The organism is Streptomyces sp. NPDC002643 (assembly GCF_053592555.1).
In genome coordinates this window covers 75440-101048 of sequence record NZ_JBSFVY010000001.1, presented here as the reverse complement: position 1 = coordinate 101048, position 25609 = coordinate 75440, and the positions used below count along the sequence as shown (strand labels likewise).

20 protein-coding genes and 1 pseudogene are annotated in these 25609 nt (G+C 70.0%); 9 read left to right on the top strand and 12 right to left on the bottom strand.

The features are described 5' to 3' along the window. Positions 1 to 41 precede the first annotated feature (41 nt). A complete protein-coding gene (locus ACWD4G_RS00425; protein WP_451289816.1) occupies positions 42 to 539 on the top strand; it encodes a nuclear transport factor 2 family protein in 498 nt (165 codons plus the stop codon). Here ACWD4G_RS00425 and ACWD4G_RS00420 read toward each other — a convergent pair. The 10 genes from ACWD4G_RS00420 to ACWD4G_RS00375 form a co-directional block, all read right to left on the bottom strand. After that, positions 460 to 3462, bottom strand: coding sequence for a glycosyl hydrolase (locus ACWD4G_RS00420; RefSeq protein WP_451289815.1), 3003 nt, complete (start codon positions 3460 to 3462; stop codon positions 460 to 462). The genes ACWD4G_RS00425 and ACWD4G_RS00420 overlap by 80 nt on opposite strands. A gap of 64 nt (positions 3463 to 3526) precedes the next feature. Further along, positions 3527 to 6997: an indolepyruvate ferredoxin oxidoreductase family protein gene (locus tag ACWD4G_RS00415; protein ID WP_451289814.1), complete on the bottom strand. Its 3471-nt coding sequence runs from the start codon at positions 6995 to 6997 to the stop codon at positions 3527 to 3529. 89 nt (positions 6998 to 7086) lie between these two features. Next, positions 7087 to 8142: an extracellular catalytic domain type 1 short-chain-length polyhydroxyalkanoate depolymerase gene (locus ACWD4G_RS00410; protein WP_451289813.1), complete on the bottom strand. Its 1056-nt coding sequence runs from the start codon at positions 8140 to 8142 to the stop codon at positions 7087 to 7089. Further along, on the bottom strand, positions 8139 to 9011 hold the full coding sequence (locus tag ACWD4G_RS00405; protein ID WP_451289811.1) for an alpha/beta fold hydrolase: 873 nt from the start codon (positions 9009 to 9011) through the stop codon (positions 8139 to 8141). The genes ACWD4G_RS00410 and ACWD4G_RS00405 overlap by 4 nt, the downstream gene beginning before the upstream one ends. After that, complete coding sequence (locus tag ACWD4G_RS00400) at positions 9008 to 9802, bottom strand: ABC transporter ATP-binding protein (RefSeq protein ID WP_451289810.1); 795 nt, start codon at positions 9800 to 9802, stop codon at positions 9008 to 9010. Before ACWD4G_RS00400 ends, ACWD4G_RS00405 begins: the two co-directional genes overlap by 4 nt. A gap of 5 nt (positions 9803 to 9807) precedes the next feature. Then, complete coding sequence (locus ACWD4G_RS00395) at positions 9808 to 10608, bottom strand: ABC transporter permease (protein ID WP_451289809.1); 801 nt, start codon at positions 10606 to 10608, stop codon at positions 9808 to 9810. Beyond that, the gene (locus ACWD4G_RS00390; protein WP_451289808.1) at positions 10605 to 11447 is read right to left on the bottom strand and encodes an ABC transporter permease; all 843 of its coding nucleotides are present in this window, start codon (positions 11445 to 11447) and stop codon (positions 10605 to 10607) included. Before ACWD4G_RS00390 ends, ACWD4G_RS00395 begins: the two co-directional genes overlap by 4 nt. Then, a complete protein-coding gene (locus ACWD4G_RS00385; RefSeq protein WP_451289806.1) occupies positions 11444 to 12436 on the bottom strand; it encodes an ABC transporter substrate-binding protein in 993 nt (330 codons plus the stop codon). Before ACWD4G_RS00385 ends, ACWD4G_RS00390 begins: the two co-directional genes overlap by 4 nt. Next, positions 12433 to 13914: an FAD-binding oxidoreductase gene (locus ACWD4G_RS00380; RefSeq protein ID WP_451289805.1), complete on the bottom strand. Its 1482-nt coding sequence runs from the start codon at positions 13912 to 13914 to the stop codon at positions 12433 to 12435. Before ACWD4G_RS00380 ends, ACWD4G_RS00385 begins: the two co-directional genes overlap by 4 nt. A gap of 114 nt (positions 13915 to 14028) precedes the next feature. Continuing rightward, positions 14029 to 15933, bottom strand: a complete 1905-nt coding sequence (locus ACWD4G_RS00375) for a helix-turn-helix domain-containing protein (RefSeq protein WP_451289804.1) — start codon at positions 15931 to 15933, stop codon at positions 14029 to 14031. A 144-nt stretch (positions 15934 to 16077) separates the two neighbouring features. Here ACWD4G_RS00375 and ACWD4G_RS00370 point away from each other — a divergent pair, with 144 nt between their 5' ends. From ACWD4G_RS00370 to ACWD4G_RS00340, 7 genes are all read left to right on the top strand, one after another. Further along, positions 16078 to 16785, top strand: a complete 708-nt coding sequence (locus ACWD4G_RS00370) for an SDR family NAD(P)-dependent oxidoreductase (protein ID WP_451289803.1) — start codon at positions 16078 to 16080, stop codon at positions 16783 to 16785. A gap of 500 nt (positions 16786 to 17285) precedes the next feature. Then, the gene (locus ACWD4G_RS00365; protein ID WP_451289802.1) at positions 17286 to 17936 is read left to right on the top strand and encodes a TetR/AcrR family transcriptional regulator; all 651 of its coding nucleotides are present in this window, start codon (positions 17286 to 17288) and stop codon (positions 17934 to 17936) included. Positions 17937 to 18166: 230 nt separating this feature from the next. After that, complete coding sequence (locus ACWD4G_RS00360; RefSeq protein ID WP_451289801.1) at positions 18167 to 18361, top strand: ferredoxin; 195 nt, start codon at positions 18167 to 18169, stop codon at positions 18359 to 18361. An 11-nt stretch (positions 18362 to 18372) separates the two neighbouring features. Further along, positions 18373 to 19572 carry a cytochrome P450 gene (locus tag ACWD4G_RS00355; protein ID WP_451289799.1) on the top strand — a complete coding sequence of 400 codons (1200 nt, stop codon included), beginning with the start codon at positions 18373 to 18375 and terminating at the stop codon, positions 19570 to 19572. Continuing rightward, positions 19569 to 20369 (top strand): SDR family NAD(P)-dependent oxidoreductase, encoded by an 801-nt coding sequence (locus ACWD4G_RS00350; RefSeq protein WP_451289798.1) that lies wholly within the window; start codon positions 19569 to 19571, stop codon positions 20367 to 20369. Before ACWD4G_RS00355 ends, ACWD4G_RS00350 begins: the two co-directional genes overlap by 4 nt. After that, positions 20366 to 21565, top strand: a complete 1200-nt coding sequence (locus tag ACWD4G_RS00345) for an NAD(P)/FAD-dependent oxidoreductase (RefSeq protein WP_451289797.1) — start codon at positions 20366 to 20368, stop codon at positions 21563 to 21565. The genes ACWD4G_RS00350 and ACWD4G_RS00345 overlap by 4 nt, the downstream gene beginning before the upstream one ends. Before the next feature lie 25 nt (positions 21566 to 21590). Further along, entirely contained in the window at positions 21591 to 21917 is a 327-nt protein-coding gene (locus ACWD4G_RS00340) for a carboxymuconolactone decarboxylase family protein (protein WP_451289795.1), read from the top strand. A gap of 64 nt (positions 21918 to 21981) precedes the next feature. Here ACWD4G_RS00340 and ACWD4G_RS00335 read toward each other — a convergent pair. Further along, positions 21982 to 23913, bottom strand: a pseudogene (locus tag ACWD4G_RS00335) (MMPL family transporter). Between the two features lie 67 nt (positions 23914 to 23980). After that, positions 23981 to 24946, bottom strand: a complete 966-nt coding sequence (locus ACWD4G_RS00330; RefSeq protein WP_451289794.1) for an aldo/keto reductase — start codon at positions 24944 to 24946, stop codon at positions 23981 to 23983. Between the two features lie 82 nt (positions 24947 to 25028). On the opposite strand from ACWD4G_RS00330, the gene ACWD4G_RS00325 reads away from it, so the two are divergent. After that, complete coding sequence (locus ACWD4G_RS00325) at positions 25029 to 25577, top strand: TetR/AcrR family transcriptional regulator (protein WP_451289793.1); 549 nt, start codon at positions 25029 to 25031, stop codon at positions 25575 to 25577. The last annotated feature ends 32 nt before the right edge of the window (positions 25578 to 25609 follow it).

Genomic DNA, 25609 nt, shown 5'->3' with positions numbered 1-25609 from the left:
GCCTGACGGTGCCGCCCACGACCGACGAGTGAGGAATCCAGGTGTCCGACAAGGTTGCCGACGAGCTGGCCATCCGCGAACTGACCGCACGTTTCAACCACATGGAGTCCCAGAAGCGAAACAAGGAATGCGCCGCGACCTTCGTGGAGAACGGCGTGTTCGTGGCTCGGGACGAGCGCTACGAGGGAAGGTCGGCCATCGAAGCGTACTTCGACACCCAGAAGCTGGGCGCGCCCGTGGACATCGGTTTCGGGGTGACGGGACGCATCGGCACGACCGTTCATCTCACCACCGACAACCTGATCACCATCGAGGGGGACGGGGCGGTCCAGCTCTCGCACATGCTGGTGTTCCGTCAGGTCCCGCGTGAGGTCGCAAGGGACGGGCTCGTCATCGCCACCGAGCGTTTCGAGGACCGACTGGTCAGGACGGACGCCGGTTGGTTGTTCGACCAGAGGATCATGACCGTCCTCCAGACCAACGCGGCCCCTGGCTCGTCGCTGCGGCAGGTCGGGGTGGGAGAGACTCCTGGTGAGTGAGCAGTCGCACCGGTCCCACGAGGCCGTGATCACGTACTCGCGTCATGTGCGTGTGGCCATCCCTTCCGAAGAGCCTCATGCCGACGTCGGGAATGTCGTCGTAGTAACCCCGCGCGATGAGCCGGTTGTTCAACGAGCTTGAGACCCGGATGACGACCGTGTTCTCGCCGTCCAGCATGTCCTCGGTGATATCGACCAACGGACGGGAGGTGTCATAGCCCCGTGGCGAGCCGTCGTTGACGACGACGGAGCCGAGCCCTCCGTCGGTCGAACCGAGGTCGAGCAGATATCGCGTCCCCGCGACGGAGGGCAGGGGCGCGGAGAACGTGCTGCGGTACTCGGCCACCCCGGACACCTCCGGGCCGACTCCCGGCAGGTCGCGCCACGGCCGCAGCGGCGCCTGGCCGACGGCCAGACTGGTCACCTTCGTCAGCGGACGGATCTCACGGGTGATGTACCCGTGACCACGGTCTTCGACGATCACCTCGTTCGCGCCGGCGTCCCAGCTCTCGACGGTGATCGTCCAATCGCTCAACTGCGCCACCTCGGCGCTGCTTTCGCGGACAGCATCGAAAAACGGGTTGGACCGGTCGACGGTGAACAGAGCTGTCTCCCCGGGGTGAAGAGAGACCGTCAGGACAGTACGACCGTTCTCGGCGCGCGTGGCCGGGTGCTGACGTACTCCGCCGCTCCAGGCGTCGACGCGATAGGCGGTTCCCTCGCCGGGGAGCGTGATGTCGACCGTGGTGGGGGCGCCGGTCTCGTACAGGAAGTGGTAGGCGTACAGGTGCAGCAGGTCGCCTTCCTCCCGCAGGCAGGTGAGCACGTTCTGGTCGGGCGCGGCGAACTCGGCGCGGCCCCTGACGCCGAGGCGCCGCAGCGCCTCGACCGTGTCGGCGGGATCGTCGATCTCCGCGACGGTCGGCAGCGCCCGGATCTTGCTCATCGTCGTCGCGAGCTCGTCGTCTCTGCCGTCCAGGCCCTGGGTGCGCGTGGCGGCGCGTTCGTGGACCGTCTCCGTTCCGCTCGCCAGATGCTTCAACTCACGTGCGCCGTTGACGATCAGGACCTTGAGGCCGCGGGTGGCCCAGTCCAGGAGCAGTTTCGCCACGTCCGGGTCGAGTGTCTGCTGGTAGACGATCAACGCCTGGTAGCCGGGTCCGTCCGGCTGCACTTCCCCCTGGTCGAAGGAGACGGCGTCGTCGAGAAGCAGCGAACCGTCGAAGAAGTCGTAGCTCCATCCCGCGTCCTGCATACCGAGGTCCCGCCACCAGTGGTTGTGCCGGTCGCGCATCCACATCCGTCCGTACGCGTCCTCGTCGGGCACACGATGGCCCTCCGCGTCGATGAACATCACTCCCGAGGTGTTGTCCACGAAGTGATCGGTACGCAGGATGCCGACGTCGACGCGCGGCTTGCCCTGGCGGAGGAGGTACTGGTAGCGGCCCATGGCGTCGTTCCAGAGCGGGTAGAACTCACTGCCCGGCTGGCGGAGATCGAACCTCTCGCCGAAGGCCGGCCACATTCCTTCGTGCCCGGGCCACCGCGTCGTGTCTTCCGCGCCGGCCATGCTCGCCCAGCCGTGGAGCACGGTCTTGGTGACTCCGGCGGCGAACTGCGTGGCGATGATCTGGTCGTAGAAGCGGTGGTCGAGCATGTGGTTGCGTGTCGTGGCGCCGGTCTCGGACGAGTACTGCTTGCCGAAGAGGTGTGCCGGTCCCGCGAGCATGCGGTACGCGTCGATCTGCGAGCCGAATTCGAGCGACTCGGTCTCGATGGTGTCGACCTCCGGGCCGGGCCGGGTCAGCTCGAACGGCAGGCCGTAACTGATCTCCGCCCGGAGCTGGATGCCGTTCTCGTGCAGGAACGCGGCGAACGGTCGCAGCATGTTCTCGATGTACAGGTCGGTGAGGGTGCGGACGTAGTCGTGACGCACCTTCTCTACCGTGATCCGGTGGGTTTCCTCCGGCTCGAACTGGTAGGTCGTCGACGGGGCGAAGAGGGGGACGTTGCGCGTCAGGAACGGCAGCCAGCGCTCGATCCGGTAGCCCCGGCGGGCGGAGAACTCCTCCGCGAAGTGTTCTCCCCAGAAAAGGCCGCCCCGGCCGTACGTCACGATTTCCAGAGAATCCATGTACATCTGCGCTCGCGGGTTGCGGCGGATGTTCTCCTTCATCGTGTCGGTGAGGACATGGGCACGCCAGTAGTCGATGACGGCGTCCACGCCCGCTCGTTCGAGGTAGTTCACCGTGTAGTTCACGGAGACCGAGGGAGACGCGGTCTGCCCTGTGCCCAGCCGCCAGAACGTGAAGATCCTCCACTCCCGGTCGTCCGGTACTTCCCAGCCGAGTTCCTCTTCGACGACGTCCGGGGTGAGATCGAGGGCGCCTGCGGCATCGAGGACGGTGTCGTCGACGACGGGGACCGCGACGACAACCGCCAGATGCTGGACCGTGGGTGCGACTCGCTCACGGGGGCGCGTGGAGTGGACAGGGGGCGCGCTCAGATCGATGCGCCGCAACGGCCCCTTTCTCGCATCCCCAGGACGCACGGACTCGACGGTGTAGTCGAGTTCCTGAGAGGCGGCGGGATGGTCGGCGTCGATCGTCGGGACGTTCGCGTTGGACCAGTTGGTGCCCGACGTGAAGCTGACCGACATCCCACGCTCAGTCGTTTCCCTGACGATCAGTTCCGAGTCGTGCACCCACTCCTCGGAACCCCACCCGTAGCGGGAGTGGTCGATGCCCTCTTCGTCCATGGCGAGGAACTCCAGCCCGCCGAACCCGAGCCGGAACGCCTGCTCCACCTCCCGCCGGAGAGTGACATCGGTGTGCAGTCCTTCCGCCAGCCACCACCGAAGCTCTGGCCGGTACTCAATGGGCGGCTTGGCGAGCGCGCTCCGGTGTTCGTCGATCCCTGGCACTGGTGTTTCCCTTCAAAGCGGATCGTGTCGCAGCAGTTCGTGTCGAAACGGCGTCGGGCGAAACTCATTCCTCTTCCCACGCGCCGGCATCGACCCCCTCGGCCGCGAGCGCCGCGCGGTACTTGGCGACGTTGGCGAGCTTGACGTCCTCGAAGCCCCGGACCATGTCGGGGAGGCCGGCGATGCGTACCGCGCGCTCGTAGGTGTCGGCCGACAGCGAGGCGGTGAGGTCGCGGACGGTGTGCCGGTAGTGCGCGACCAGGGCGCGCTCGGTGCGGCGGACCGCCGTGTACCCGAAGGGGTCCATGGGAGTTCCGCGAAGCCCCTTGAGGTGGGCGAGGGCGCCGAGCATCCAGTGGGTTCGGGGGCCGAGCCCGATCTTCTTCTTCCGTCCCAGCATCCGCAGCACGGGCGGGTGGATCTGGAACGTGACCTTCCCGCTGCCGGGGACTTCGGCCGTCGCCGCCTGCGCGTACCCCGGTGTGGTCAGGAGCCGGGCCACCTCGTACTCGTCCTTGTAGGCGGTGAGTTTGAACAGGTATCTGGCCACGGCTTCGCTGAGGTCGGTCCGTTCCGTCACGGATCGCTCGGCGTCCCACACCTGCTGGACGAGCCGGATGTAGCTGTCGGCCGTCGCCTGGTTCTGGAACCGGACCAGATCCGAGGACCGTCGCCGCACCAGCTCACGCACCTCGCCGGCGAGGGACGTCTGTGCGAGTAGGGGGGACTCGACGGGCTCGGCAGAAACCGGTACTGGGACCGCGGTGGCCGCGGCGAAGGCATCCGGGGCCGCCACCGCTGCCCGCCCCCAGCGGAAGGCCGTGATGTTGGCCGTCACGGCGACACCGTTGATCCTGATGGCCTCCTCGATGGCGTGCGCGGGGATCTGGATGGCTCCGCTCTGGAACGCGGCGCCGACGAGAAGGAAGTTGGCCACAGCGGTGTTTCCGAACAGGGCCTGCGCCGCGGCGAGGGCGTCGACGGTGTGGATCTCGGCGACCGCGGGCCCGAGCCGGTCGAGGAGTTCGCGCGTCTTCGGGTAGGAGACAGCCGGGTCGTACACCATGTCGCCCGTCGGTGTCTGGCTCGTCGAGACGATCGCGACGGTACTGGAGGGGTCTGCGTAGGCCAGGTTGCGGGCTTCGGCCGCGGTCAGCAGGTCGAACGCGAGGATGCAGTCCGCGGCCGAGGGGGAGAGCCGGTTCGACGGCTCCAGTCGCCCGGTGGAGTAGCGCAGATGCCCGGTGACGGGGCCCGCCTTCTGGCTCAGTCCCGTCTGGTCGAGGGTCTGCACCTCGCGGCCGGCGAGCGTCGCGGCGGTCGCGAGCACCTGGTTGACCGTCACGATGCCGGTGCCCCCGATGCCGGCCAGGAACACGTTGTGCGTCCCGGCGCGGCGCGGCGCGGCGGGATCGTCGACCTCGGGCGGGTCCGGAACCGCGCGCCGTGCCCGTACGGCGTCCGGGTCGACCTCCACCGTCATGAAGGACGGGCAGTCGCCGTCGAGACAGGTGTAGTCGGTGTTGCAGGACGTCTGGTCGATGCGTGTCTTGCGTCCGTGATCGGTCTCCACGGGCTGGACCGACAGGCAGTTGCTCTTGCGGCCGCAGTCGCCGCAGCCCTCGCACACGGCCTCGTTGATGACGACCCGGGTGTTGCGGGTGGGCAGGTCGCCCTTCTTGCGCCGGCGTCGCGCGTCCGCCGCGCAGCCCTGGTCGTAGATCAGGACGGTGACACCCGGGGTGTCACGCAGGAGGCGCTGCGCCTCGTCGAGACGGTCGCGGTGCCACAGCAGGGTGCCTTTCGCGAGCCGGCGCCGGCTGTGCCGCCGGGGCTCGTCGGAGCAGATGACGATCTTCGCGACGCCCTCGCTGCTGAGCTTGTGGGTCAGGGCGTCGAGGGGAAGGGCGCCCTCGGCGTCCTGGGCGCCCGTCATCGCGACCACGTCGTTGTACAGGAGCTTGTACGTGATGTTCACCCCGGCGGCGACGCATGCCTGGACGGCGAGCTGACCGGAGTGGAAGTAGGTGCCGTCGCCCACGTTCTGGAAGATGTGCGGGACGTCGGTGAACGGTGCCTGGCCGATCCACTGGGCGCCTTCGCCGCCCATCTGCGTGATGCCGGTGACCGTAGAACTCTCGCGTGCCTCCAGCGTCACCATGGTGTGGCATCCGATGCCTCCGCCGGCGAGGGAGCCGTCCGGGATCACCGTGGAGCGGTTGTGGGGGCAGCCGCTGCAGAAGTAGGGCGTTCGGGAGGTGCTGAGGAGGGGGAGCTGCCGGATCGCCGGCTTCGGTGCCACGAGGGGTATGTGGTCGCCGAGCGCCCGCCGTAGCGGTGCGGTGAGGACGCCGGGGGTCAGCTCGCCGCCGTGCGGGATCAGCGGCCGCCCGGCGCTGTCCTTCTTGCCGGTCACCCGGGGCATGTGGGCGCTGCCGTAGAGGGCGTCCCGCACCGCCGTCTCGACGAAGGACGTCTTGTCCTCGACGACGAGGATGTCGTCGAGGTCCTTGGCGAAGTCCCTGATCGTGACCGGGTCGACGGGGTGGATCATGCCCAACCGCAGTACCCGCACGCCGGACTCGGCGAGCTGCTCGTCGCCGAGGCCGAGGTCGGCCAGGCTCTGCCGCAGAGCGTCGTACGTGCTTCCGGCCGCGATGAGGCCGATCCGCGGGGAGGGCGGCTCCACCTCGATCCTGTTGAGGCCGTTCAGCGCGGCGTAGGCCAGCGCGGTGGCCGTACGCGGGCCGAAGAGGTCGCTCTCGGCGGCCTGGATGTGCCCGGGAGCCAGGTCCACGGCACGCTGCCGGTAGGTCCAAGGGCGGCCTTCCCAGGATCTTTCGGGAAAGGTGACCGCCAGTCGGGAGACGCTGTTGTCGACGACCCATGAACCGTCCGCCACGTCGGCGACGATCTTCAGGGCGACGAGGCAGCCGGAAGCGCGTGACATGGCGATGCCGTGCAGGCCGAGCGTGACGATCTCCGACGCGTCGCGCGGGAAGAGGACCGGGATGCCCAGCGCGGCCAAGGAGCGTTCGCTCACGGCCGGCACGGTGGAGGACTTGCTCGCCGGGTCATCACCGACCAGGAGGAGCGCGCCACCGTTCGGGTTGACGCCGAACATGTTCGCGTGGCGGAACGCGTCGGTGGCACGGTCGAGTCCCGGGCCCTTGCCGTACCAGACCCCGACGACTCCGGCGTAGTCCGAGCGGCCGGTCGGCAGATCGAGCTGGGAACCCCACACGGCCGTGGCCGCGAGTTCCTCGTTGAGTCCGGGCACGAACGTCACGTCATGGGCGGCCAGGACGTCGGGCATTCCGAGGAGCAGCCGGTCGACGCCTGCCAGCGGGCTGCCTTGATACCCGGAGACGAAAGCGGCCGTCCGGTGTCCTGCTCGTCTGTCGAGCTCGTGCTGTTCGACGAGCAGCCGCGCGATCGCCTGTACGCCCGTGAGCAGGACCGGCGGCGCGTCCGGCCGGTAGCGGTCCTTGAGGTCGTACGTGACCACCGGGTTGGCCGTGAGGGTGTCGGTCATTCGAGCAATCCCGTTCCGTGCGTTGCGGAGGTTCCGGGGCCCGCAGTCGGGCGACGAGCGCGCCACGCGGGCCCCGGATTCGAAGTGGCTCACTCAGCGCACGGCGCACTTTCGTGCCGCGCCTGCTGGAGCATGAACTGCCATGCCACCGCCCGCATGTTCGGCCCGGTGGGGTCGGTCGTGACGTCGGTGAGGCTCAGCGGCGCCCCGCCGGAATAGGCGTGGAGCATGCCGTCGATGGCGTACTGCCGCACCAGCAGGCAGCCGTCCGCGTCGTGCCAGTCCTTGACAGTGAAGGTGCGGCCGTTGTCGCTTCCGTGCCACGTGGCTGCGGGCTCCTGGGGGACCGAATGGTCAGCCTCGCCGTTGTCGGCCCAGTCGTTGGTGCCGAGCCACTGGTGCACGAGAGCGTCCTGGCCGGTGGTGAGCGCGATGGGGTCGGCGGTTCCGTACGAGGTGAGCAGCGGCACCCGACGGGCCTGGTCGCCCATCGCCTCGTACGCCTCCAGCGCGGCGACATCGGGATCGAGCGTGCTGTTGGGGTAGGGCGTGGTCAGGTTGCACTGGAGCCCGGCGTACATGCAGCCGACCTCGACCGCGACGCCCCGGAAGATCTCCGGGTACGTCGCGCCGGCCACGACGGCCATGCCGGCACCGGCCGAGATGCCGGAGACGAGCACCTCGTCCCGGTCGGCATCGTGGTCGGCGATCACCTGCCGGGTGATGGCTGCCAGGAGGGACGGAACCCGGCCGGACCGGCCTGCGTATGCGGAGCCGCCCCAGTCCCAGATCCCGAGGTTGCCGTTGTCGGGGTCCTCCTGCGGGTAGACCGCGATGAGTCCCTCCCGCCGCGCCACCTCGTTGAGCCGGGACTGGCACATGACGTCCCGCACGTCCTTGTTCGACCCGTGCAGGTGCACCACCACCCCGGGGTGCGCCCCCACCGAGTCGGGCACGAACACGTAGTAGGTCATCGAGCCCAGCGCATTGGTCTCGACGTACTGGGTGAGGGTGCCCTGGCCGATGTCGTCGGCGCAACGGGAGGTGACCGGTGTGCCGGTGTCGGCGTGCGCCGGGGAGGCCAGGGCGAGGAGCGCCCCGGCCAGAACCGTCGCGAGCACGCTCGCGCGTCGGGGGCGGCTCACCGGCCGGTCGCCTTCGCGAGGGCGGCCGCGCAGCGTTCGGCGCCGCGGTCGGTCATGATGATCGCCGCGTGGTCGGTGCCCTCGACGAGCTCGGTGTGCACCAGGTGTGGCGTGCGCTGAGCGACGGCGGCGACATGCTCCGGCGGGTACATCGGCGCGCTGCCCTCGCCCGCGGACCACTCGGCGTGCAGCAGTCGCATCGGGGCGGTGACCTGGGACAGGGCGGTGGCCGGCTGCTCCGAGGTGAACACGCTCAGGGCGTCCTCGACGACCGTGTCGAGGTCACGGCGGACCGGGCCCCCGGCCTCCCCGTCGCGCAGCTCGTGGGTGAGCATCGCCACGAACCGCGGGTCTGCCGCGTCCACCAGCGGTGCCGCCTTCTCGGCGTAGTGCCGGGCGTACGCCACCGCGTCGGACCACGGCGTGTGATCGGTGTACTGCGCCCGCAGGGGCCCGGTCAGTGCTTCGGCCGGCATCACGGCGGGGAGGGGCAGTCCGCCGTCGACCAGCGTGACCGAGCGGACCCGGGCCGCGTGGCGGGCGGCCAGCTCGACGGCGACGAAGCCGCCCAGCGACATGCCCACCACGTGCGCCGCCTCGATGCCGAGCGCGTCGAGCAGGGCGGCCAGTCCGTCGGCGTGTACCCGTACCGAGGAGGGGCGGGCGTCGCGGGCGGGGGTGAGCCCTCGGCCGGGCAGGTCGGGGGCGATGAGCGTGGCCCAGGGTGCGGCCTCGCCCAGCCAGGTCCACAGTCGGTTGGTGCTGGAGACTCCGTGGACGGCCAGCACGGGGTCGCTGTCGCCGGGCCGGGTCAGGACGTTGAACGCGCCGGCGGATGTCTCGATGCGCTGGTCTTCGGGGACGGTCATGCCACACCTTCGGTCGTGGAGAGTTCGGTCCTGATCATCTTGAGCACCTGGCCCCGCACGGCGAGGAAGCGCTCGTCCGCCTTGGTGGTGAGTTGGTCGCGCTCGCCCGGCAGGTCGACGGGCAGGTCGGCGGTGATGGAGGCCGGTTTGCCGGCCAGCACCACGACCCGGTCGGCGAGATAGACCGCCTCGTCGATGTCGTGGGTGACCACGATCAGGGTGATGCCGGTCTCGCGGCGGATGCGCAGCACCATGTCCTCCAGGTCGGCCCTGGTCTGGGCGTCGACGGAGGCGAACGGCTCGTCCATGAGCAGGACACCGGGGCGGTAGGCCAGGGCGCGGGCGATCGCCACCCGCTGCTGCATACCGCCGGAGACCTGCCACGGATAGAGCGACTCGGTGCCGGCGAGTCCGACGGACTCCAGTGCCGCTTCGGCACGCTCGCGTCGCTCCCGAGCGGGCAGGCCGCGGCGCAGCGGCAGCATCACGTTGTCGAGGATGGACATCCACGGCATCAGCGAGCGGCTGTAGTCCTGGAAGACCACGGCCAGGTCCGGTGGCGGCTCGACCACCTGGTGGCCGCCGACCCGGACGACACCGGCACTCGGCTGGAGCAGGCCGGCCAGGCAGCGCAGGAACGTCGACTTGCCGGTGCCGGAGTGGCCGACCACGCACACCGCCTCGCCCGCGGCCACGTCCAGGTCGACGCCGCGCAGCACGGGCCGTTCGGCCCGGTCCACGGCGTAGGAGTGGGACAGGCCCACCGCCTGCAGAGCTTTTCCGTCGGCCATGCCCGTCACGCCCTTTCACCGGAGACAGCGGCCGCGGCGCGCTGTCCGCGATGCCACGACAGGACCCAGCGCTCCAGACCGGCGCTGAGGAGGTTGAGTACATAGCCGAGGAGGCCGAGCAGGATGATTCCGGCCCACATGTCGGCGATCGCGTAGGTGCGTTGGGCCTGGAGAACGAAGTAGCCGATCCCCTCGCTGGCCCCGAACATCTCGCTACCCACGACCACGACGACGGCGACCGAGACGCTGGTGCGGATGCCGACGATCACCTGCGGCATCGCCGAGGGCAGTACGACACGGAAGGCGACGTCGACCGGGGAGAGCCGGTAGGCGCGGGTCACCTCCCGGATCTGCGGGTCGACGGAGCGGACGCCGTCGACGGTGTTGAGGAACGTCGGCCAGAACGCGCCGAGCGCGATGAGTGCGACCTTCGAGGTCACGCCGATCCCGAGCAGCGCGAAGACCAGTGGGAGCAGCGCGATGATCGGCGTGGCCCGCATGAACTCCATCAGCGGCAGCAGCGCCGAGTAGAGGCGCGGCATCCGCCCGATCACGACCCCGGCGGCCACCGCGACGGCCACCCCCGCGATGAGCCCCATGGCGAGGTTCTCCAGGCTGGGCACGAGGTGGACCGGAACCAGGTCGAAGAGCCACAGCTCACGGAAGCGCTGCGCGATCTTCGACAGGGGCGGGAAGTACAGCGAGGTGCTGGACGCCGAGCCGATCCACCACACCGCCACCAGCAGCACCGGCAGCCAGGCTTCGACCAGCAGGTGCCTGCCGGCGCGCATCAGCCGGGCCGTCATCGCCGGCTCCGTACGGTGGGGTGCCAGCGGATCAGCCGGCGTTCCAGCCGCGCGAAGACCAGCACCACCGCCAGTCCGAGGAAGGCGGCCAGCAGGGTTAGCGCGTACACGTCGACCGTGGCGCTGTTGCGCTGCGCGGTGCCGAGCAGGGCGCCCACTCCCGGGACCAGGATCAGCATTTCGATGCTGATCGCCAGGAGCAGGCCGAGGATCGCGCTCAGGCGCAGGCCGGTCGCCACGAACGGCAGCGCTCCGGGCAGGACCACCCGCCGCAGCGTCTGCCAGGTCCCCAGCCGGAAGCTGCGGGCCGTCTCCAGCGCCAGCGGGTCGGCGTCGCGCACGCCGTACGCCGCCTGCAGCAGCAGCGGCCACACGCAGGCCGGTACGACCACGACCAGGACGGCGGAGCGGCTGGCGCCGAAGACCAGGGATGCCAGCGGGATCAGGCCCAGGGCCGGGATGGTGCGCAGGAAGTCCACGACGAACCGGGTGCTGCGGTAGGCGAAGCCACTGAGCCCGAGCCCGATGCCGAGCGGGACGGCGATGACCGTGGCGATCGCCAGTCCCATCGCCCAGCCGGTCAGCGTCTGCCCCACGGCCGTCCAGACCTCGCCGGTCGCGAGCAGTTCGCCGAGCCGGGACAGGGTCGCCCCCGGCCCGGCGAGCGCGTCGTCGCTGACGAGGCCGGAGCCGTCCAGCAGCGCCCAGGCCGCGAGCGCGCCCACCAGCACCGCGGCCTGGGCGTGCCATGCGGGGCGGTCCGAACGCCGCGCGGTGCCCGGCCGGGACCGTTTGCCGACGGGCGCGCCCGCCACGTGGGGGTCCGCGAGCTGTGTCATGGCGTCGCCACCAGGTCGGTGCCGGAGACGGGCTTCTTCAGGGCGTCGTACCGCACCAGGACCTTGTTGATGACGTCGAAGCTGTCCGCGTCTATCTCGGCCTTGAAGGCGTTGAGCTTGGTGGCCTTGGCGATCGCCGGCGTCATCTTGAAGTGCTTCTCGTAGATCGGCAGCAGCTTGTCCGGGTTCTTGGCGGCCAGGTCGAGCGATTCCTGGACGGCGGCCCGGATCTCCTCGACCACCTTCGGGTTCTTGGCCGCCCAGTCCTTGCGGGCGGTGATGACCAGCCGCGGCGAGTCGCCGAAGACCTTCTCGATCGGGTCGCCCACGGGCGCCTCGGCGGCCCCGGAGGCGAGCAGCTGGCTCAGCATGGGGTCGGGCACGAGCGCCGCGTCGACCTGTCCCTTGGCCAGCGCGTCCTTGGCGGAGGCGAAGGGGAGCTCGACGATCTGGACCTTGCTGTCGTCGCCGCCGTCGTCGGTGACGAACTGCCGGACCCCGAATTCGGACGCGGACTTCAGCAGGCCGACACCGACCTTCTTGCCCTCAAGGTCCTTGGGTCTGGTGATGCTGCTGCCCTTCTTGACCAGCAGCGCCGAACCGGTGCTCTTGGAGGTGCCCGCCTGGAACGTGGTCACCCCGCTCACGGCGGTGATCGGCACCTGCTGGCCCACGGCCAGTGCCAGGCCGGGACCGGTCTGCACGCTGAGATCGATCTTGTTGGAGATGAGGCCGCCGACCAGGTCCGCGGCGCTGACCTCGGAGGCGTCCACATCGAGTCCGTGCTTCTTGAAGATGCCCTCCTGGATGCCCAGCAGCACCGGAGCCGAGTCGGTGAGCGAGTAGCCCCACGTCAGCTTGGTCAGGCCGTCGGCGCTCGTCGTCTCGGCGGTGTCGGACGAGCCACCGCACGCGGTGAGCGGGAACACCATGCCGGCAAGTGCGAGGCCTGTCGCCAGGACACGACGGCGGCGGATGTGTGTGGTCATGCGGCTCCTCCAGGGTGGTGCGGGGTTACGGGGACGGCCTGGGCTGCGGGGACGGCAGGCGACGGGGAGAAGACCTTGCCGGGGTTGAAAAGCCAGGCCGGGTCGAGGGCGGTCTTGACGGCGCGGTGCATGGCGAGCACAGCGGGGGACAGTTCGCGGGTGAGTCCGCCGGCCTTGAGGAGCCCGACGCCGTGCTCGCCGGTGACCGTCCCGCCGAGAGCGAGGGCGGCGTCGAGGATCTCCTCGAAGGCGTGCTGGGCGCGGTGGCGGGCCGCCTCGTCACCGCGGCCGGTGATGAGCAGCGGGTGCAGATTGCCGTCGCCGGCGTGCGCGATGTTGGCGATGGTGACGTCGTGGCGGCGGCCGATCTCGTCGATCCGGCCGAGCATGGCCGGAATGTGCTCACGCGGAACGCACACGTCCTCGGTGAGCACCGGCCCGAGCCGCTCGACGGCCGGATAGGCCAGCCGCCGCGCGGTGAACAGCGCCTCGGCCTCCTCCGGGTCGGTGGAGCGCTCGGCCCACGTCGCTCCGGCGTCGCGGAAGCAGGCCACCACCTGGTCGGCCAGCCGCGCGCCGATGTCACCCGGTTCGTCGACGCGGGCCAGCAGCACGGCGTCCGCCTCCAGTGAGAGGCCCATGTTCTTCCACTCGTCGACGGCCCGCAGGCAGTGCCGGTCGACCAGTTCGAGTGCCGCGGGCGTGATCCCGGCGGCGCCGACGGCCCGCACCGCCTCGCCCGCGGTGACCACGTCGGAGAAGTAGCCGGCCACGGTGACGGCCGGGGACGGCAGTGGCCGCAGCCGGACGGTCACCTCGGTGACGATGCCGAGCGTGCCCTCCGAGCCGACCACGAGCCCGGCGAGGTCGTAGCCCGCCACGCCCTTGGCGGTACGGCGGCCGAGCCGCACCACCTCGGCGGTGCCGGTGACCATCTCCAGTGCGAGGACGTAGTCGCGGGTGACGCCGTACTTCACACAGCACAGGCCGCCCGCGTTGGTGGCCACGTTGCCGCCGATGGTCGACCAGGGTGAGCTGGCCGGGTCCGGCGGATACCACAGGCCGTGCTCGGCCACGGCCGCGCGGAGGTCGTCGTTGACCACGCCGGGCTGGACGACGGCCAGCCGCTCCAGCGGGTCGATCTGGAGGATCTCCGTCATCCGGTCCAGGGCCACCACCACGCAGCCGTCGACGGCGTTGGCCCCGCCCGACAGGCCGGTGCCGGCGCCTCGGGCGACGACCGGCACGCCGTGGCGCAGGCAGACCTCGACGGTGCGCCGGACGTCCTCGGTGCTGTGCGCGCGGACGACGGCGGCGGCCATCCCGACCGGGGCCCACTCGGCCTCGTCGTGACTGAGGCCGGCGACCACGTCGGGGTCCAGGAGCACGCGGTCCTGCGGGAGCGCGGCCAGCAGGTCCTTGACCAGCGTGCCGGCCGGTGCGGGAGGCGCGGAGAGCGCCGCAGACTCGGGATGCATGCGGTCAGTGGAGCACCAGCGGGGCGTCGACCGCGTCGGAGAGATTCTCCGATGTTCTCCCTGTCTTGTGGAGGATTCCCACCGGAGGTTTTCTACCGGGGCGCCCGAAGATTCCTACCGGGTCGCCTGCCGGGTCATGAGATGCCGGAGCCGGAGCGCCAGTTGGATCTCCCAGGCGCGCTCGGGGCCGCGCCAGCCGTCGCCGAGCAGTTCGGTGACCCGGTCGAGGCGGTGGTAGAGCGTGTTCGCGTGGATGTTCAGCGCGGTGCAGCTGCGGGCGTGGTGCTGGGCCTCGGCCAGGAAGACCTCGACGGTCCGTACGAGGTCGCGGTTCTTCGCCCGGTCGTGTTCCACCAGCGGACCGATGGCGGAATCGACGAAGGCGCGGATGTCGCGCCGGCCGGCGTGGCTGAACAGGGATCGGAAGATCCCGAGCTCCTCGGCGAGAGCGACGTCGCGGTCGCGGTCCAGGGCCTGCAGCAGCACGGCCGTCTGCCGGGCCGCCTCGTGGGCGGCACGGATGCCGGCCGGCCCCGCTCCCCCACAGGCAGCCACTCCGATCGCGGCCGGAAGGCCCACGTCAGCGACGTCGATCGCCCAGTCGCGGACCCTCTCGGGTTCGATCCGGGGCAGCACGACCACGGCGCCACTGCCATGCTCGGCCGACCATCCCCCCAGTTCCGCGGCCATCCGCGCGGCCAGCTGGGTCGTGGCCCGCTCCTCGCCGCCGGCGGGCGCCAGCACGACCACGGTGCGCAGGGCGTCGAGGTCGATCCCGGCCGCGCGGGCCCGGCGCCGGATGCTCACCTCCTCGACGTCCGGTGAGAGCAGCGCGCTGACGAATTCCCCGCGCGTGCGCAACTCGGCCTCGCCGACGGCCCGTTGACCGGCCACTACCACCCCGACGGTGGTGGCGCCGATCTCCAGCAGCCGTACGACCTCGGTCCCGACCGGCTCGTCGGCCGCGACCACCACGCAGCCGGCGTAGCCGTCCTGGAGGGCCACCACGGTCGCCGCCAGATGACGGTCGCCCGCGCTCCACATCCGGCTGCGCCGCCCCTCGAACCACTTCTCCTCCGGCGGCGGATCAAGCCGCCGCATCACCTCCGCGACGCCGGACGCGTCCGGATTGCGTGGCCGGCCCGTGGCATCGAGGACCAGCACGACCATCCCGATCGCCTCGGACAGGACATCGGCGACCGCCGTGACATCGCCGCCCCCGACCAGCAACTGCCACAGCGATTCACGCAGGTCACCGGCCTGCTGCCGTTCGGCGATGGTCCGCTGCAGGCTCTGGTTGCTCTCGCGCAGCTCGGCCAGCGCCGCCAGATGCTGCTCGAACAGCTCGGCGTTGCGCAGCGCCACCGCGGCGTGGGCCGCCAGGCCGGCCAGCAGCTCGACCTCGCGCTCGGTGAACCGCTTCGGCCGACGCTCCGCGGCCAGCAGCACGCCGAGCGTCTCGTCACGCACCTGCAAAGGCACACCGAGGATGCCGCCCAACTGCTCGCTGGCGGCCGCGGACTCCAGCGACTGGCCGCGCCGCAGCCGGGCGTCGACCAGGTAGTTCTCGCTCCACATCGGCTGCCCGTGCCGAAGCACCAGGCCGCCCAGCCCCTCCTCCGCCCCGAGGACCACGCCGCGCAGCGCCGACCCCATAGACCCGGCGGCGGTCTCGATCCGCAGTTCCTGTGAACCGTGGCGCAGCATGATGTAGGCGACGTCGACCCCCAGCAGCTGGCGGGACTGCACGCAGACCTCGTGCAGCAGCTCACGGGTGTCACGCAGGGTGGCCAGCCGGCGGGCCAGGTCGTTGAGGACCGCCAGCTCGCGGGCGGTCTGCCGCCGGTCCTCAAGATGGTCCTTGATGACATCGGCGTAGGCGCCCTCGGCCTCGATCCGCTCACGGCCCGCAGGAGCAGCATCCTGGAGCAGCGCAGCCCGGTGCTCATGCAGCTCGGCGCGCGAGGCATCCGCGGCCAGCAGCTCAAGCCAGGACCGCTCCTTGTCAGAACCCGTCACGGCCCTTAGTGGACCATCGAACGGGAGCCGAGCCAAGCGCGCTTCTGCCGGGGGTCACGCACATCGATGTGCCTTTTGTACGCCCTCCCGGGCTGCCCGATCCTGGGAGCGACGCACAAAGGGTAGGAATTGGAAGGAGCTTCCATGTCCAAGGTGATCGCCGTCTTCGGAGCCGGTCCCGGCCTCGGCGCCTCCGTCGCTCGTCGTTTCGCCCGCGAGGGCTTCCGCGTCGCCCTGGTGGCACGGTGCAAGGACCGACTGGACGCCCTCGTCGAACAGCTCACCGCCGAAGGCATCGAGACGGCCGGCTTCACCGCCGACCTGTCCCGGCCCGCCGAGGTACCCGCCCTGATCGTGGCCATCCGCGATCGGTTCGGCCGCATCGACGTGGTCGAGTACGGCCCGATCAGTGGCGAGCAGGGCTTCTCCCCGGCCACGAAGCTGGACGCCGCCACCTTGGAGAAGGACAGCCCGCTCCTGCTGCTCACCCCCGTCGAAGTGGTCCGCGCCGTGCTGCCGGAGTGGACCGAGCGCGGCGACGGCGCCTTCCTGATGACCACCGGTCACACGGCCGTGGAACCGCGGCCCTACATGAGTGGCGTGGGTCCACTCATGTCGGCGGCCCGCAACTGGCTTTACTCCCTCAACGGCGAACTGGACCAGATCGGTGCCTACGCCGGCACACTCTCCGTCGCGGCCTTCATCGCCCGCAGCGAGATGGGCGAGCAGGCCGCCGTGACGATGCCCGACATGGTCGGCGAGCTCGTCGATCCGGACGACCTCGCCGCCCACTACTGGGACATGTACACCAAGCGGGACCGCGTCGAGCAGATCCACCCCCAGCTCGGCTGACTCGGTGGACAAGTATCCAGGATCTTGTCTTGGGCCGGGTGGGGTACCTGCCCTGGCAGACCGGACCCCGTAGCGGAGTCCCCAGCTCTCGTCGACAGACCGCGCAACGGGTGTGAGATGCGGTGCTGGCCACTTCTTCCAGCACAGCACGAACGGCCTCGGTGACCTGCTCAAGCCGGGTCAGGTCACGCACTGCGGCAAGGACGCGGCGGCAGTCGGCGCGACCGGGTGTTTTCGGCCGAGATGCTGGGGCGTCCGTCGCGGGGGTACCAGCCCCCGTCAGAGCCGCCGGCTGGCGCGGTGGTCCCGTCACCAGGTGGGCACGACGACGTCTCCCCTTCCGCCGACAGGCTTCGCATCCCCCAGGCCGGCCGCAGGCTCAGTGGCCGGTCGGCCGGAGCTCCTGTCGGTTGGTCGCCGGCGATACGTGCAGGCCTGCGCGCAGACGTCTGCTGACGGCCCTCAGCAGACGTCTGCGGCAATCGCGTTAAAGTGTCCCGATGGGGACCAGGGCCGAGGAACCGACGCCGACCGCGCGCCGGGAGCGGAACCCACGAGGACAGGGGGACCGGCTCCGGGACGACGTGATCGCCGCGTTGGCACGTATCGTTTCGGACGACGACAGGATGCGGCCGGTGTCGGTGTCGCTGCGCGAGCTGGCCAGGGAGGCCGGCGTCACGGCCCCGGCGATCTACCGTCACTTCGCCGGCGTCGAGGAGGTATCCCGTGCTGTCGCACTCGACGGGTTCGCCCGGCTGGTCTCGGCGATGGACGACGCGGACGAGAACGCGGCGGACCGCTCCGCCGTCGACCGGCTGATCGACCAGGCCCATGTCTACTGCCGGTTCGCGGTGGAGCACCGCGGCCACTTCAGGCTGATGTTCGCCGCGGAGTCCACCGTCATCGGGACGACGGCGGACTCCGCGTCGGCGTTGGGCGAACTGCTCGAACGGTGGCGCCGGGCAGTGTCGTGGCTGCAGGAGGACGGTGTAGCCGTCGGCGATGTCGACATGGCCGCAATGTATGTGTGGACCGCCATGCACGGGCGACTGGCCCTTGACCCGTTGATCTCCTCCGTGTGGGGCACGAGCGATATCCGGCGCTTCGTCGAGTTGATGGTGCACGAGATCGTCAGCGTCGGACGGCGCTGACGACCGGGGCGCCTGGCAGACAACCAGCCGGGGGAATTCACACGGTTCGGGGCTGCGCCCTCGGAACGCCATGCAGGCACCCGGTGTCTGCTGTTCAACGTGCCCGGTCGTCGGCAATCGGTGACCACTCGAGTCGGCTGTCAGCACCTCACCGGGCAATCGAGCACCCCCTTGCCCACATACGTAAACGCATGTAAATTTACGATTGTTTACACACGAGAGGTGCTTCCGTGAAAGTGACCATCGACGAGGCCAAGTGCTGCGGGGCGGGCCAGTGCGTCCTCGTCGCGCCCGCGGTCTTCGACCAGCGCGATGACGACGGAGTGGTGATCCTGCTCGACGCGGCGCCGCCGACCGTCGAACACGACAACGTCAGGGAGGCCGCGGCGGTCTGCCCCGCGGCCGTCATCGCCGTCCAGGAATGAGGAGAGCCGCCGTGACACAGATCGACAAGGCCCCGCAGCTTCCGGCGCCGCGCCAGTGCCCGTACGCCCCTCCGGCGTTCTACACCGACACCCGCGAGTCCGGGCGTCCGCGCCGCGGCACGATATGGGACGGCAGCACACCGTGGCTGGTCGCCGGCCATGACCAGGTGCAGCAGGTGCTGCAGGACCCGCGGGTGGGCGCCGACGTGACCGACCCCGCGTTCCCCAACACCGACGCGGCCCAGCCGCAGATGCAGGGGGACATCTTCTTCCGCAAGGACGGCGAGGAGCACCTGCCGATCCGGCGCATCCTCAACCCGGACTTCACGGTGAAGCGGGTCGAGCGGTGGCGGCCACGCATCGAGCAGCTGGTGGACGAGACGATCGACGCGCTCCTGGAGCAGCCCCGGCCGGTCGATCTGGTCAAGCACTTCGCGCTGCCGATCCCGACCGTGGCGATCTGCGAGTTGCTCGGTGTCGACCTCGCGGACAGCCCGCTCGTGACGCGCGCCGCTCACCTGGCGACCGACATGGAGTCGGCTCCCGAGGAGACGTTCGCGGCGATGCGCGAGATGTTCGAGGTACTCGCCCGACATGCCCGGCTCAAGCAGGAGCAGCCCGACGACCGGTTGCTCAGCAGACTCGTCAACGAGCACGTCCCCACCGGTGAGCTGACCTTCGACAAGGCCGTGGGACTCGGCCTGCTCGTGATCGGCGCGGGACACGAGACCACGGCGAACATGCTCGGCCTCAGCGTGCTGGCCCTGATCCAGAACCCGGCACAGCGGGAGAAGCTGCTGTCCGACCCGGACGCCTACGCGGCGACGTGCGCGGAGGAGATGCTGCGGTACTGGACCATCGTGCAGACCGAGCCGCGCCGGTTCGCCCATGAGGACATCGAGGTCGGCGGCCAGCTGATCAAGGCCGGCGAGGGCATCATCTGCTCCCTCGCGGCGGCGAACCGGGACCCCGCGGTGTTCGAATCGCCAGAGGAACTGGACGTCACCAGGCCCGGCCGACGGCACATGGCCTTCGGGCACGGGGTGCACCAGTGCCTCGGGCAGAACCTCGCCCGCGTCGAGCTGCAGACGGCGTTGCCGCGCCTGTTCCAGCGGCTGCCGGAGCTGAGGCTGGCGGTGCCGGAGGAGGAGCTGCGCTTCCGGGACACGCACATCGTCTACGGCCTGCACGAGCTGCCGGTGACGTGGTGAGCGGCAAGCTGGCCGGCCGGGTCGCGATCGTGGTCGGCGGCGGTCAGACCGAGGGCGAGACGATGGGCAACGGCCGCGCGTCGTGCCTGACCTACGCCCGCGAGGGCGCCCGGGTCCTGGTGGTCGACCGGGATGCGGACTCCGCCGAGCAGACGGCGAAACTGGTGCGCGAGGAGGGTGGGCAGGCGCGCGCCCACCAGGCCGACATCACCTCCGAGGACGACTGTCGCGGCATCCCCGAGGCCGCGCTCGCCGCGTTCGGCCGTATCGACATCCTGCACAACAACGTCGGCATCGTCCCGGCAGGCCCGACCGAGCGGCTGACCGCCGAGCAGTGGCGTACCGGCTTCGAGGTGAACCTCACCGGCATGTGGCTGACCTGCAAGTACGTCCTGCCGCACCTGCGCGAGCAGCGCAGCGGCGCGGTGGTCAACATCTCCTCCATGGCCAGTCTCATGGCGGGCGGCATGGCGATCGCCTACGCCACCTCCAAGGCCGCCGTGAACTCCATGACCCGCTCGCTCGCCCAGGAGTACGCGCCGCACGGCGTCCGCGTCAACGCCATCGCTCCCGGCATGATGGACACGCCCATGGGGGTCGACCAGGTCGCCCGCGCGACCGGGGCCTCCCGGCAGGACGTGGCGGCCCAGCGCGCCGCCATGACTCCCATGGGTCGCCAGGGCACCAGCTGGGACGTTGCCAACGCGGCCCTGTTCCTGGCCTCGGACGACGCGGCGTACATCACCGGTGTCGTGCTCGCCGTCGATGGCGGCAGCAGCCTCGGTGGACAGCGGTGAATGTCGTCATCGTCGGCGCCTCGGCCGCCGGGCTGACGGTGGCCGAGACGCTGCGGCGCCATGGCTGCGGCGGCCGGATCACCCTGATCGGTGACGAGGACGCGCTGCCCTACGATCGACCGCCGCTGTCGAAGGAGGTGCTGTCGGGGGCATGGCCGGAGGAACGTGTCATGTTGCGCGACGGCGCGGCGTTCGCGGCCCTGGAGCTGGACCTCCGCCTCGGCATCCGGGCAACCGGCGTGGATGTGCGCGCCCGGTCCGTGACCCTGGACGACGGCTCGCGGCTGCCCTACGACCACCTGGTGATCACGACGGGGGTCCGGCCGCGGCGCCTGCCCGGCACCGACGGCATCCCCGGAGTGCATGTACTGCGGACCCTGCCGGACGCGCTCGCGCTGAGTAAGGAACTGGCCAACAGACCGCGGCTGGTCATCGTCGGGGCCGGTTTCCTGGGGGCCGAGGCTGCAGCCGTGGCGCGACAGGCGGGCGCCGAAGTCACCCTCGTCTCCGACATCGCGGCGCCGCTGTCCGATGTACTCGGGCCACAGCTCGGCTCCCTGCTGATCGAGATGCATCGGGAGCACGGCGTCGAGATCATCACCGGCATGGCGGTGCGGGACGTGGTCACTTCCGGCGGTCGCGCCACCGGAGTCCGGCTCGTCGACGGCCGGGTCATCGAAGCCGACACGATCCTCCTTTCGATCGGGTGCCTGCCGAACACCGAGTGGCTGGCCGGCAGCGGCATCGAGACCGGCAACGGCGTGGTGTGCGACGAGCACTGCCAGGCCGCACCGGACGCGTGGGCGGCAGGCGACGTCGCCTCCTGGGTGCACCCGCGCTGGGGCAGGCTCCGTATCGAGCACCGCACCAACGCCGCCGAACAGGGCGTGCTCGTGGCCCGCAACATCCTCAGCAAGGGCAAGCCCGAGTCCTTCGCCCCCGTGCCCTACATCTGGTCCGACCAGTACGACCGCAAGATCCAGATCTACGGACTGCCGCGCGGAGCGGACCACTTCGCCGTCATTGAGGGCAGCCTGGACGAGCGCAGACTGGTGGCACTCTACGGAAAGGACGGCGTGGTGACTGCGGCCGTCGGCATCAATTCCAGCCGTTCCGTGCGTGCTGCCCGAGCACTTGTGGGCACTCCGTGGGGCTCAGCAGCGAGAGGCGATCGGGTTGACGACGGACGACCGTGAGAAGGGTATTCGGGTGGTCCGGGAGATGATCCCGACGACCGTGGTGGACGTGGAAACGGGCCTCCCCGAGGGCTCCTTCGGCAGTGAGCTGCCGGAACTGGCGCTGGTGAACGTGTTCGGGCGGCTGTGGACCCGGGAGGGTCTCGACCGGCGCTCACGCAGTCTGCTGACCCTCGGCATCCTGATCGCACTCGGATCCGCCGAGGAACTGAAGGTCCACTTCGCGATCGCCCTCCAGAACGGCCTCACCCGCGAGGAACTCGAAGAAGTGATCTACCACGCGACCGGATACGCGGGCTTTCCGGCAGCCACCGCGGCACACAAGATCGCCGTCGAGATACTGGGCCAGTGAAACCGAGGTCTCCCACCAGCCGGCGCGACGGTGCACCGGCCTCTGCGACAGCCTCAACGTTCGCTCAGGAGCGGGCGGACGGCTCCGGCTGCGGGGCAGGACCTTCCGGCGCCGGTGCCGGAAGGGGTTCGTCCGGCGGTTCGACGGAGAGGTGGGGCATGGTGCGCTCCAGCCAGGCCGGCAGCCACCCAGTTGGCCTTGCCGAAGACGTGCATGGCGGCCGGGACCAGGATGGTGCGCAGGATGAAGGCGTCCAGGGCGACCGCGGCGGACAGGCCGATGCCGAACTCGGCGATCACGCGCTGGCCGCCGAAGACGAAGGCGACGAAGACGCAGATCATGATGGCGGCGGCAGCGGTGATGACCCGGGCGGTCTCCGCCTGGCCGACCCGGACGGCTCGGGCGTTGTCCTTGGTGTGCACCCACTCCTCGTGCATCCGGCTGACCAGGAACACCTGATAGTCCATGGACAGGCCGAACAGGATCGAGATCATGATCACGGGGATGAAGGCGTCCACCGGACCTGATGTGCCGAGCCCGAGGGCCTCCGAACCCCAGCCCCACTGGAAAATCGCGATCAGCACGCCGAAGGAGGCTCCTGCGGCCAGCAAGTTCATCACCGCGCCGGTGGCCGGGATGAGGAGGCTGCGGAAGGCGAGCATCAGCAGCAGCCCGCCGAGGACGACGATGACCGCGATGAACTCCGGCAGCTTGCCGGTGAGTACGGCCGCGAAGTCGTCGAATATCGCGGTCTGGCCGCCGATGTGCACCTTCTCAGGGCGGCCTTGTCAGCGGCCGTGGGGGCCTGGGCGACCAGTTGCAGCGGTCCGTTGAAGCCGGGGCCGAACCCGTCGGCCAGCAGGTCGTACGCCTGACGGCTGGTGCTGGACGACGGGTTGTTGCCCGCGTCGGACGATCCCAGGCGCAGGGACAACACGGGGATGCTGAGGGCGGCCGTCACCACCGGGGCGACCAGGGACAGTGCCCTCGGGCGCCGCTGCACCAGAGCGGCCCAGCGGGCCCAAGGGCCGGATGCGGTGTTCTCGGCCAAGGGCTCGCCCGCGGCCAGCCGACGCCGGGTCCGCCGGCCGAGCACTCTGGTGCGGAAGTTGACCCGCAGGACGAACATGCCGAGCAGGGCGATGCAGACGGTGGCGCCGGCGAACAGAACGGCACGTCCCGAGGTGTTCACCGCCTTGGTGAGGGATTCCGGGACGTCGAGCCCTGCCAGCAGGCCCTTACGGTGCCGGGTGACGATGAACAGGGCGTAGTCGATGCCCACACCGAGGCCGATCAGGGCGGACAGGGTCGGGGCGACGTCACCCATGCTCATGGCATGGCTGAGCAGGCCGGTGGCGAGGACGGCGGTGCCGACTCCGGCGATCGCGGTCAGGATGGGCAACACCATGGCGAACAGCGAGCCGAAGGCGAGGAACAGCACCACGGCGGCGGCGAGCACGCCGACCAGTTCACTGGTGGCCGGCGGTGCCTGTTCGGTGTTCTGGATCGCCTGGCCGCCGAGTTCGACCTTCAGGCCGTCGGTCCTGGCCGCCTGGGCGGTGTCGATCACCCGGTTGATGTCCGACTTGTCGAGTTCCTGTGCGGCCTTGGCGAAGGTGACATGGGCGTAGGCGGTACGGCCGTCCTTGCTGATCCGGGCCGCGCCCAGCTTGTCGTAGGGGCTGGTGACGGCGCTGACCTCGGGCAACTTGGAGATCTTGTCCAGGGTGCCGGTCATCCGCGTCCTTGTCGCGCCGTCACGGACGGAGCCGGTCTCGACATGCCAGACGACGGTGTCCGTGTCGCCCGCCTGGGTGGGGAAAGCCGACTTGAGCAGGTTCAGGGCGCGGGCGGACTCGGTGTTCGGCAGCGAGAAGCTGTTGTTGTAGGCACTTCCGGCGCTCTGCGACGCGACGCCGAGACCGACGAGCATGCCCAGCCAGAGCAGGACGACGACGAGCCGGTGGCGGTAACACCAGCGGGCGAGAGTGGACATGGAACGGGCTCCACGTTCGGGATGGGACGGGGTCCGGCCCGATCACCACGCGCGAAAGAAGCCGTGATCAGCGGGTGGCTTCGGTCGACAACTCGGCGAGACGCCGGGTCTCCTCACCGCTCAGGGCGATCTTCATCGCCCCGGCGGCCTCCTCGGCGTGATGCGGCTTGGAGGCTCCTGGTGTGGCGACGACGGTGTCGCCGTAGTAGGCGATCAGCCACGCGAGCGCCACCTGGCCGACGGTCGCCCCGTGCGTGTCGGCGATGGTACGGAGTTCCTCGATCAAAGGGGCCGTGCGGTCCAGGCTCTTGTCGGAGATGCCGGTCAACAGCCTGCGCTGGCGGGGAAGTTGTGCGACCAGCGTACGGTCGGCGTGGAGTTTGCCGGTCAGCATGCCGCTGCGCAGGGGAGCGTACGCGATCAGCGTGACGCCGAGGCGGCGGGCGGTCTCCAGGACACCGTTGGTCTCGATCTTGCGGTGCAGCAGGTTGATCTGAACCTGGTTGCTCGCCAACGTGACGCCGTGCTTGGCCAGTTCCTCGTGGGCGGTCTCCATCTGCCGGGCGGAGAAGTTGCTGACGCCGACAGTGCGGATCTTGCCTGCTTCGACCAAGTGCGCCATGGCCCGCGCCTGGGTTCCGATCGACGACAGGCTGCCATAGGGGGCGTGGATCTGGTGCAGGTCGATGGGGAAGGGCGCCAGGTTCGCGATGCGTTCACCGATGGTGCGTTCGACGCTGCGTGCGGTCCTGCCGAACGGACTCCACTTGGTGGAGACGGTGACGCCGCCGGGTTCCGTCCCCGCTCGGGTGAGCGCGACGCTGAGACTGCGCTCCGATGCGCCCTTGCCGTACATCTCGGCCGAGTCGAACCAGGTGATGCCGCCGTCCAGAGCCGCCTTGACGATCGCGTCGACCTGGGGCTGCGGCAGCGCCGGCCAGAACGTGCCGGCACCTCCCCCGGAGAACTGCGCGGAGCCAAGACCTATCGGGGAGATGCGGACGCCGGTGCGCCCGAGCTCTCGGGTAGTCATGAGCGGAGCGTACCTCATAACGAGACATGCATGTCTCGTTATGAGGCGTTAACATAACGGAGTGGTCAAATCAGATGGTGGAGTGCGGCGAACCCGGGCGGCGATCCTCGACGCCGCCGCGCGGGTGCTGGGCCGACGGACGGACGCGGGGATGACAGAGATCGCGGAGGAGGCCGGCGTGGGACGCGCGACGCTGTACCGGCACTTCCCGACGCGGGAGTCACTACTGCGAGCCGTGGCGCAGACCGGGATCACCGAGCTCATGGAAGCGTTCGACGCCGCCCACCTCGACGACCTTCCCGCCGACCGGGCCATCGCCCGGATCGTCGCCATCTTCCTGCGGGAAGGCGCCAAATACGCGGCGGTGATCAGACAGGCCGACGAGTACTGCGACCCCGCCCACATGGAGCGCACCGTCAAGCCCGTCCGCGAGGCCATCGACCGCGGCATCCGTGAGGAGGTGCTGCGCGACGACCTGCGCGGTGACGCGGTGTTCGCGATGTTCTCCGCGATGGTGGAACGCGCGCTCCGGTTGACGGTCGACGACGTGATGACCCCCGAGGAAGCCACTGAGGCCGCCGTGGCGATCTTCCTCAACGGTGCGCGGAGGGCCGAGCGACCCTCTCGCTGATCACAGCGGGTCGGACTATACGCCGAGTTCTC

What these genes read in the sequence shown, in the direction of transcription:
- ACWD4G_RS00390 (WP_451289808.1), bottom strand. Translation starts at nt 11,447, where the DNA reads ATGACACAGCTCGCGGACCCCCACGTGGCGGGCGCGCCCGTCGGCAAA.
- ACWD4G_RS00385 (WP_451289806.1), bottom strand. Translation starts at nt 12,436, where the DNA reads ATGACCACACACATCCGCCGCCGTCGTGTCCTGGCGACAGGCCTCGCA.
- ACWD4G_RS00395 (WP_451289809.1), bottom strand. Translation starts at nt 10,608, where the DNA reads ATGACGGCCCGGCTGATGCGCGCCGGCAGGCACCTGCTGGTCGAAGCC.
- ACWD4G_RS00415 (WP_451289814.1), bottom strand. Translation starts at nt 6,997, where the DNA reads ATGACCGACACCCTCACGGCCAACCCGGTGGTCACGTACGACCTCAAG.
- ACWD4G_RS00400 (WP_451289810.1), bottom strand. Translation starts at nt 9,802, where the DNA reads ATGGCCGACGGAAAAGCTCTGCAGGCGGTGGGCCTGTCCCACTCCTAC.
- ACWD4G_RS00340 (WP_451289795.1), top strand. Translation starts at nt 21,591, where the DNA reads ATGATCCCGACGACCGTGGTGGACGTGGAAACGGGCCTCCCCGAGGGC.
- ACWD4G_RS00365 (WP_451289802.1), top strand. Translation starts at nt 17,286, where the DNA reads ATGGGGACCAGGGCCGAGGAACCGACGCCGACCGCGCGCCGGGAGCGG.
- ACWD4G_RS00330 (WP_451289794.1), bottom strand. Translation starts at nt 24,946, where the DNA reads ATGACTACCCGAGAGCTCGGGCGCACCGGCGTCCGCATCTCCCCGATA.
- ACWD4G_RS00370 (WP_451289803.1), top strand. Translation starts at nt 16,078, where the DNA reads ATGTCCAAGGTGATCGCCGTCTTCGGAGCCGGTCCCGGCCTCGGCGCC.
- ACWD4G_RS00380 (WP_451289805.1), bottom strand. Translation starts at nt 13,914, where the DNA reads ATGCATCCCGAGTCTGCGGCGCTCTCCGCGCCTCCCGCACCGGCCGGC.
- ACWD4G_RS00405 (WP_451289811.1), bottom strand. Translation starts at nt 9,011, where the DNA reads ATGACCGTCCCCGAAGACCAGCGCATCGAGACATCCGCCGGCGCGTTC.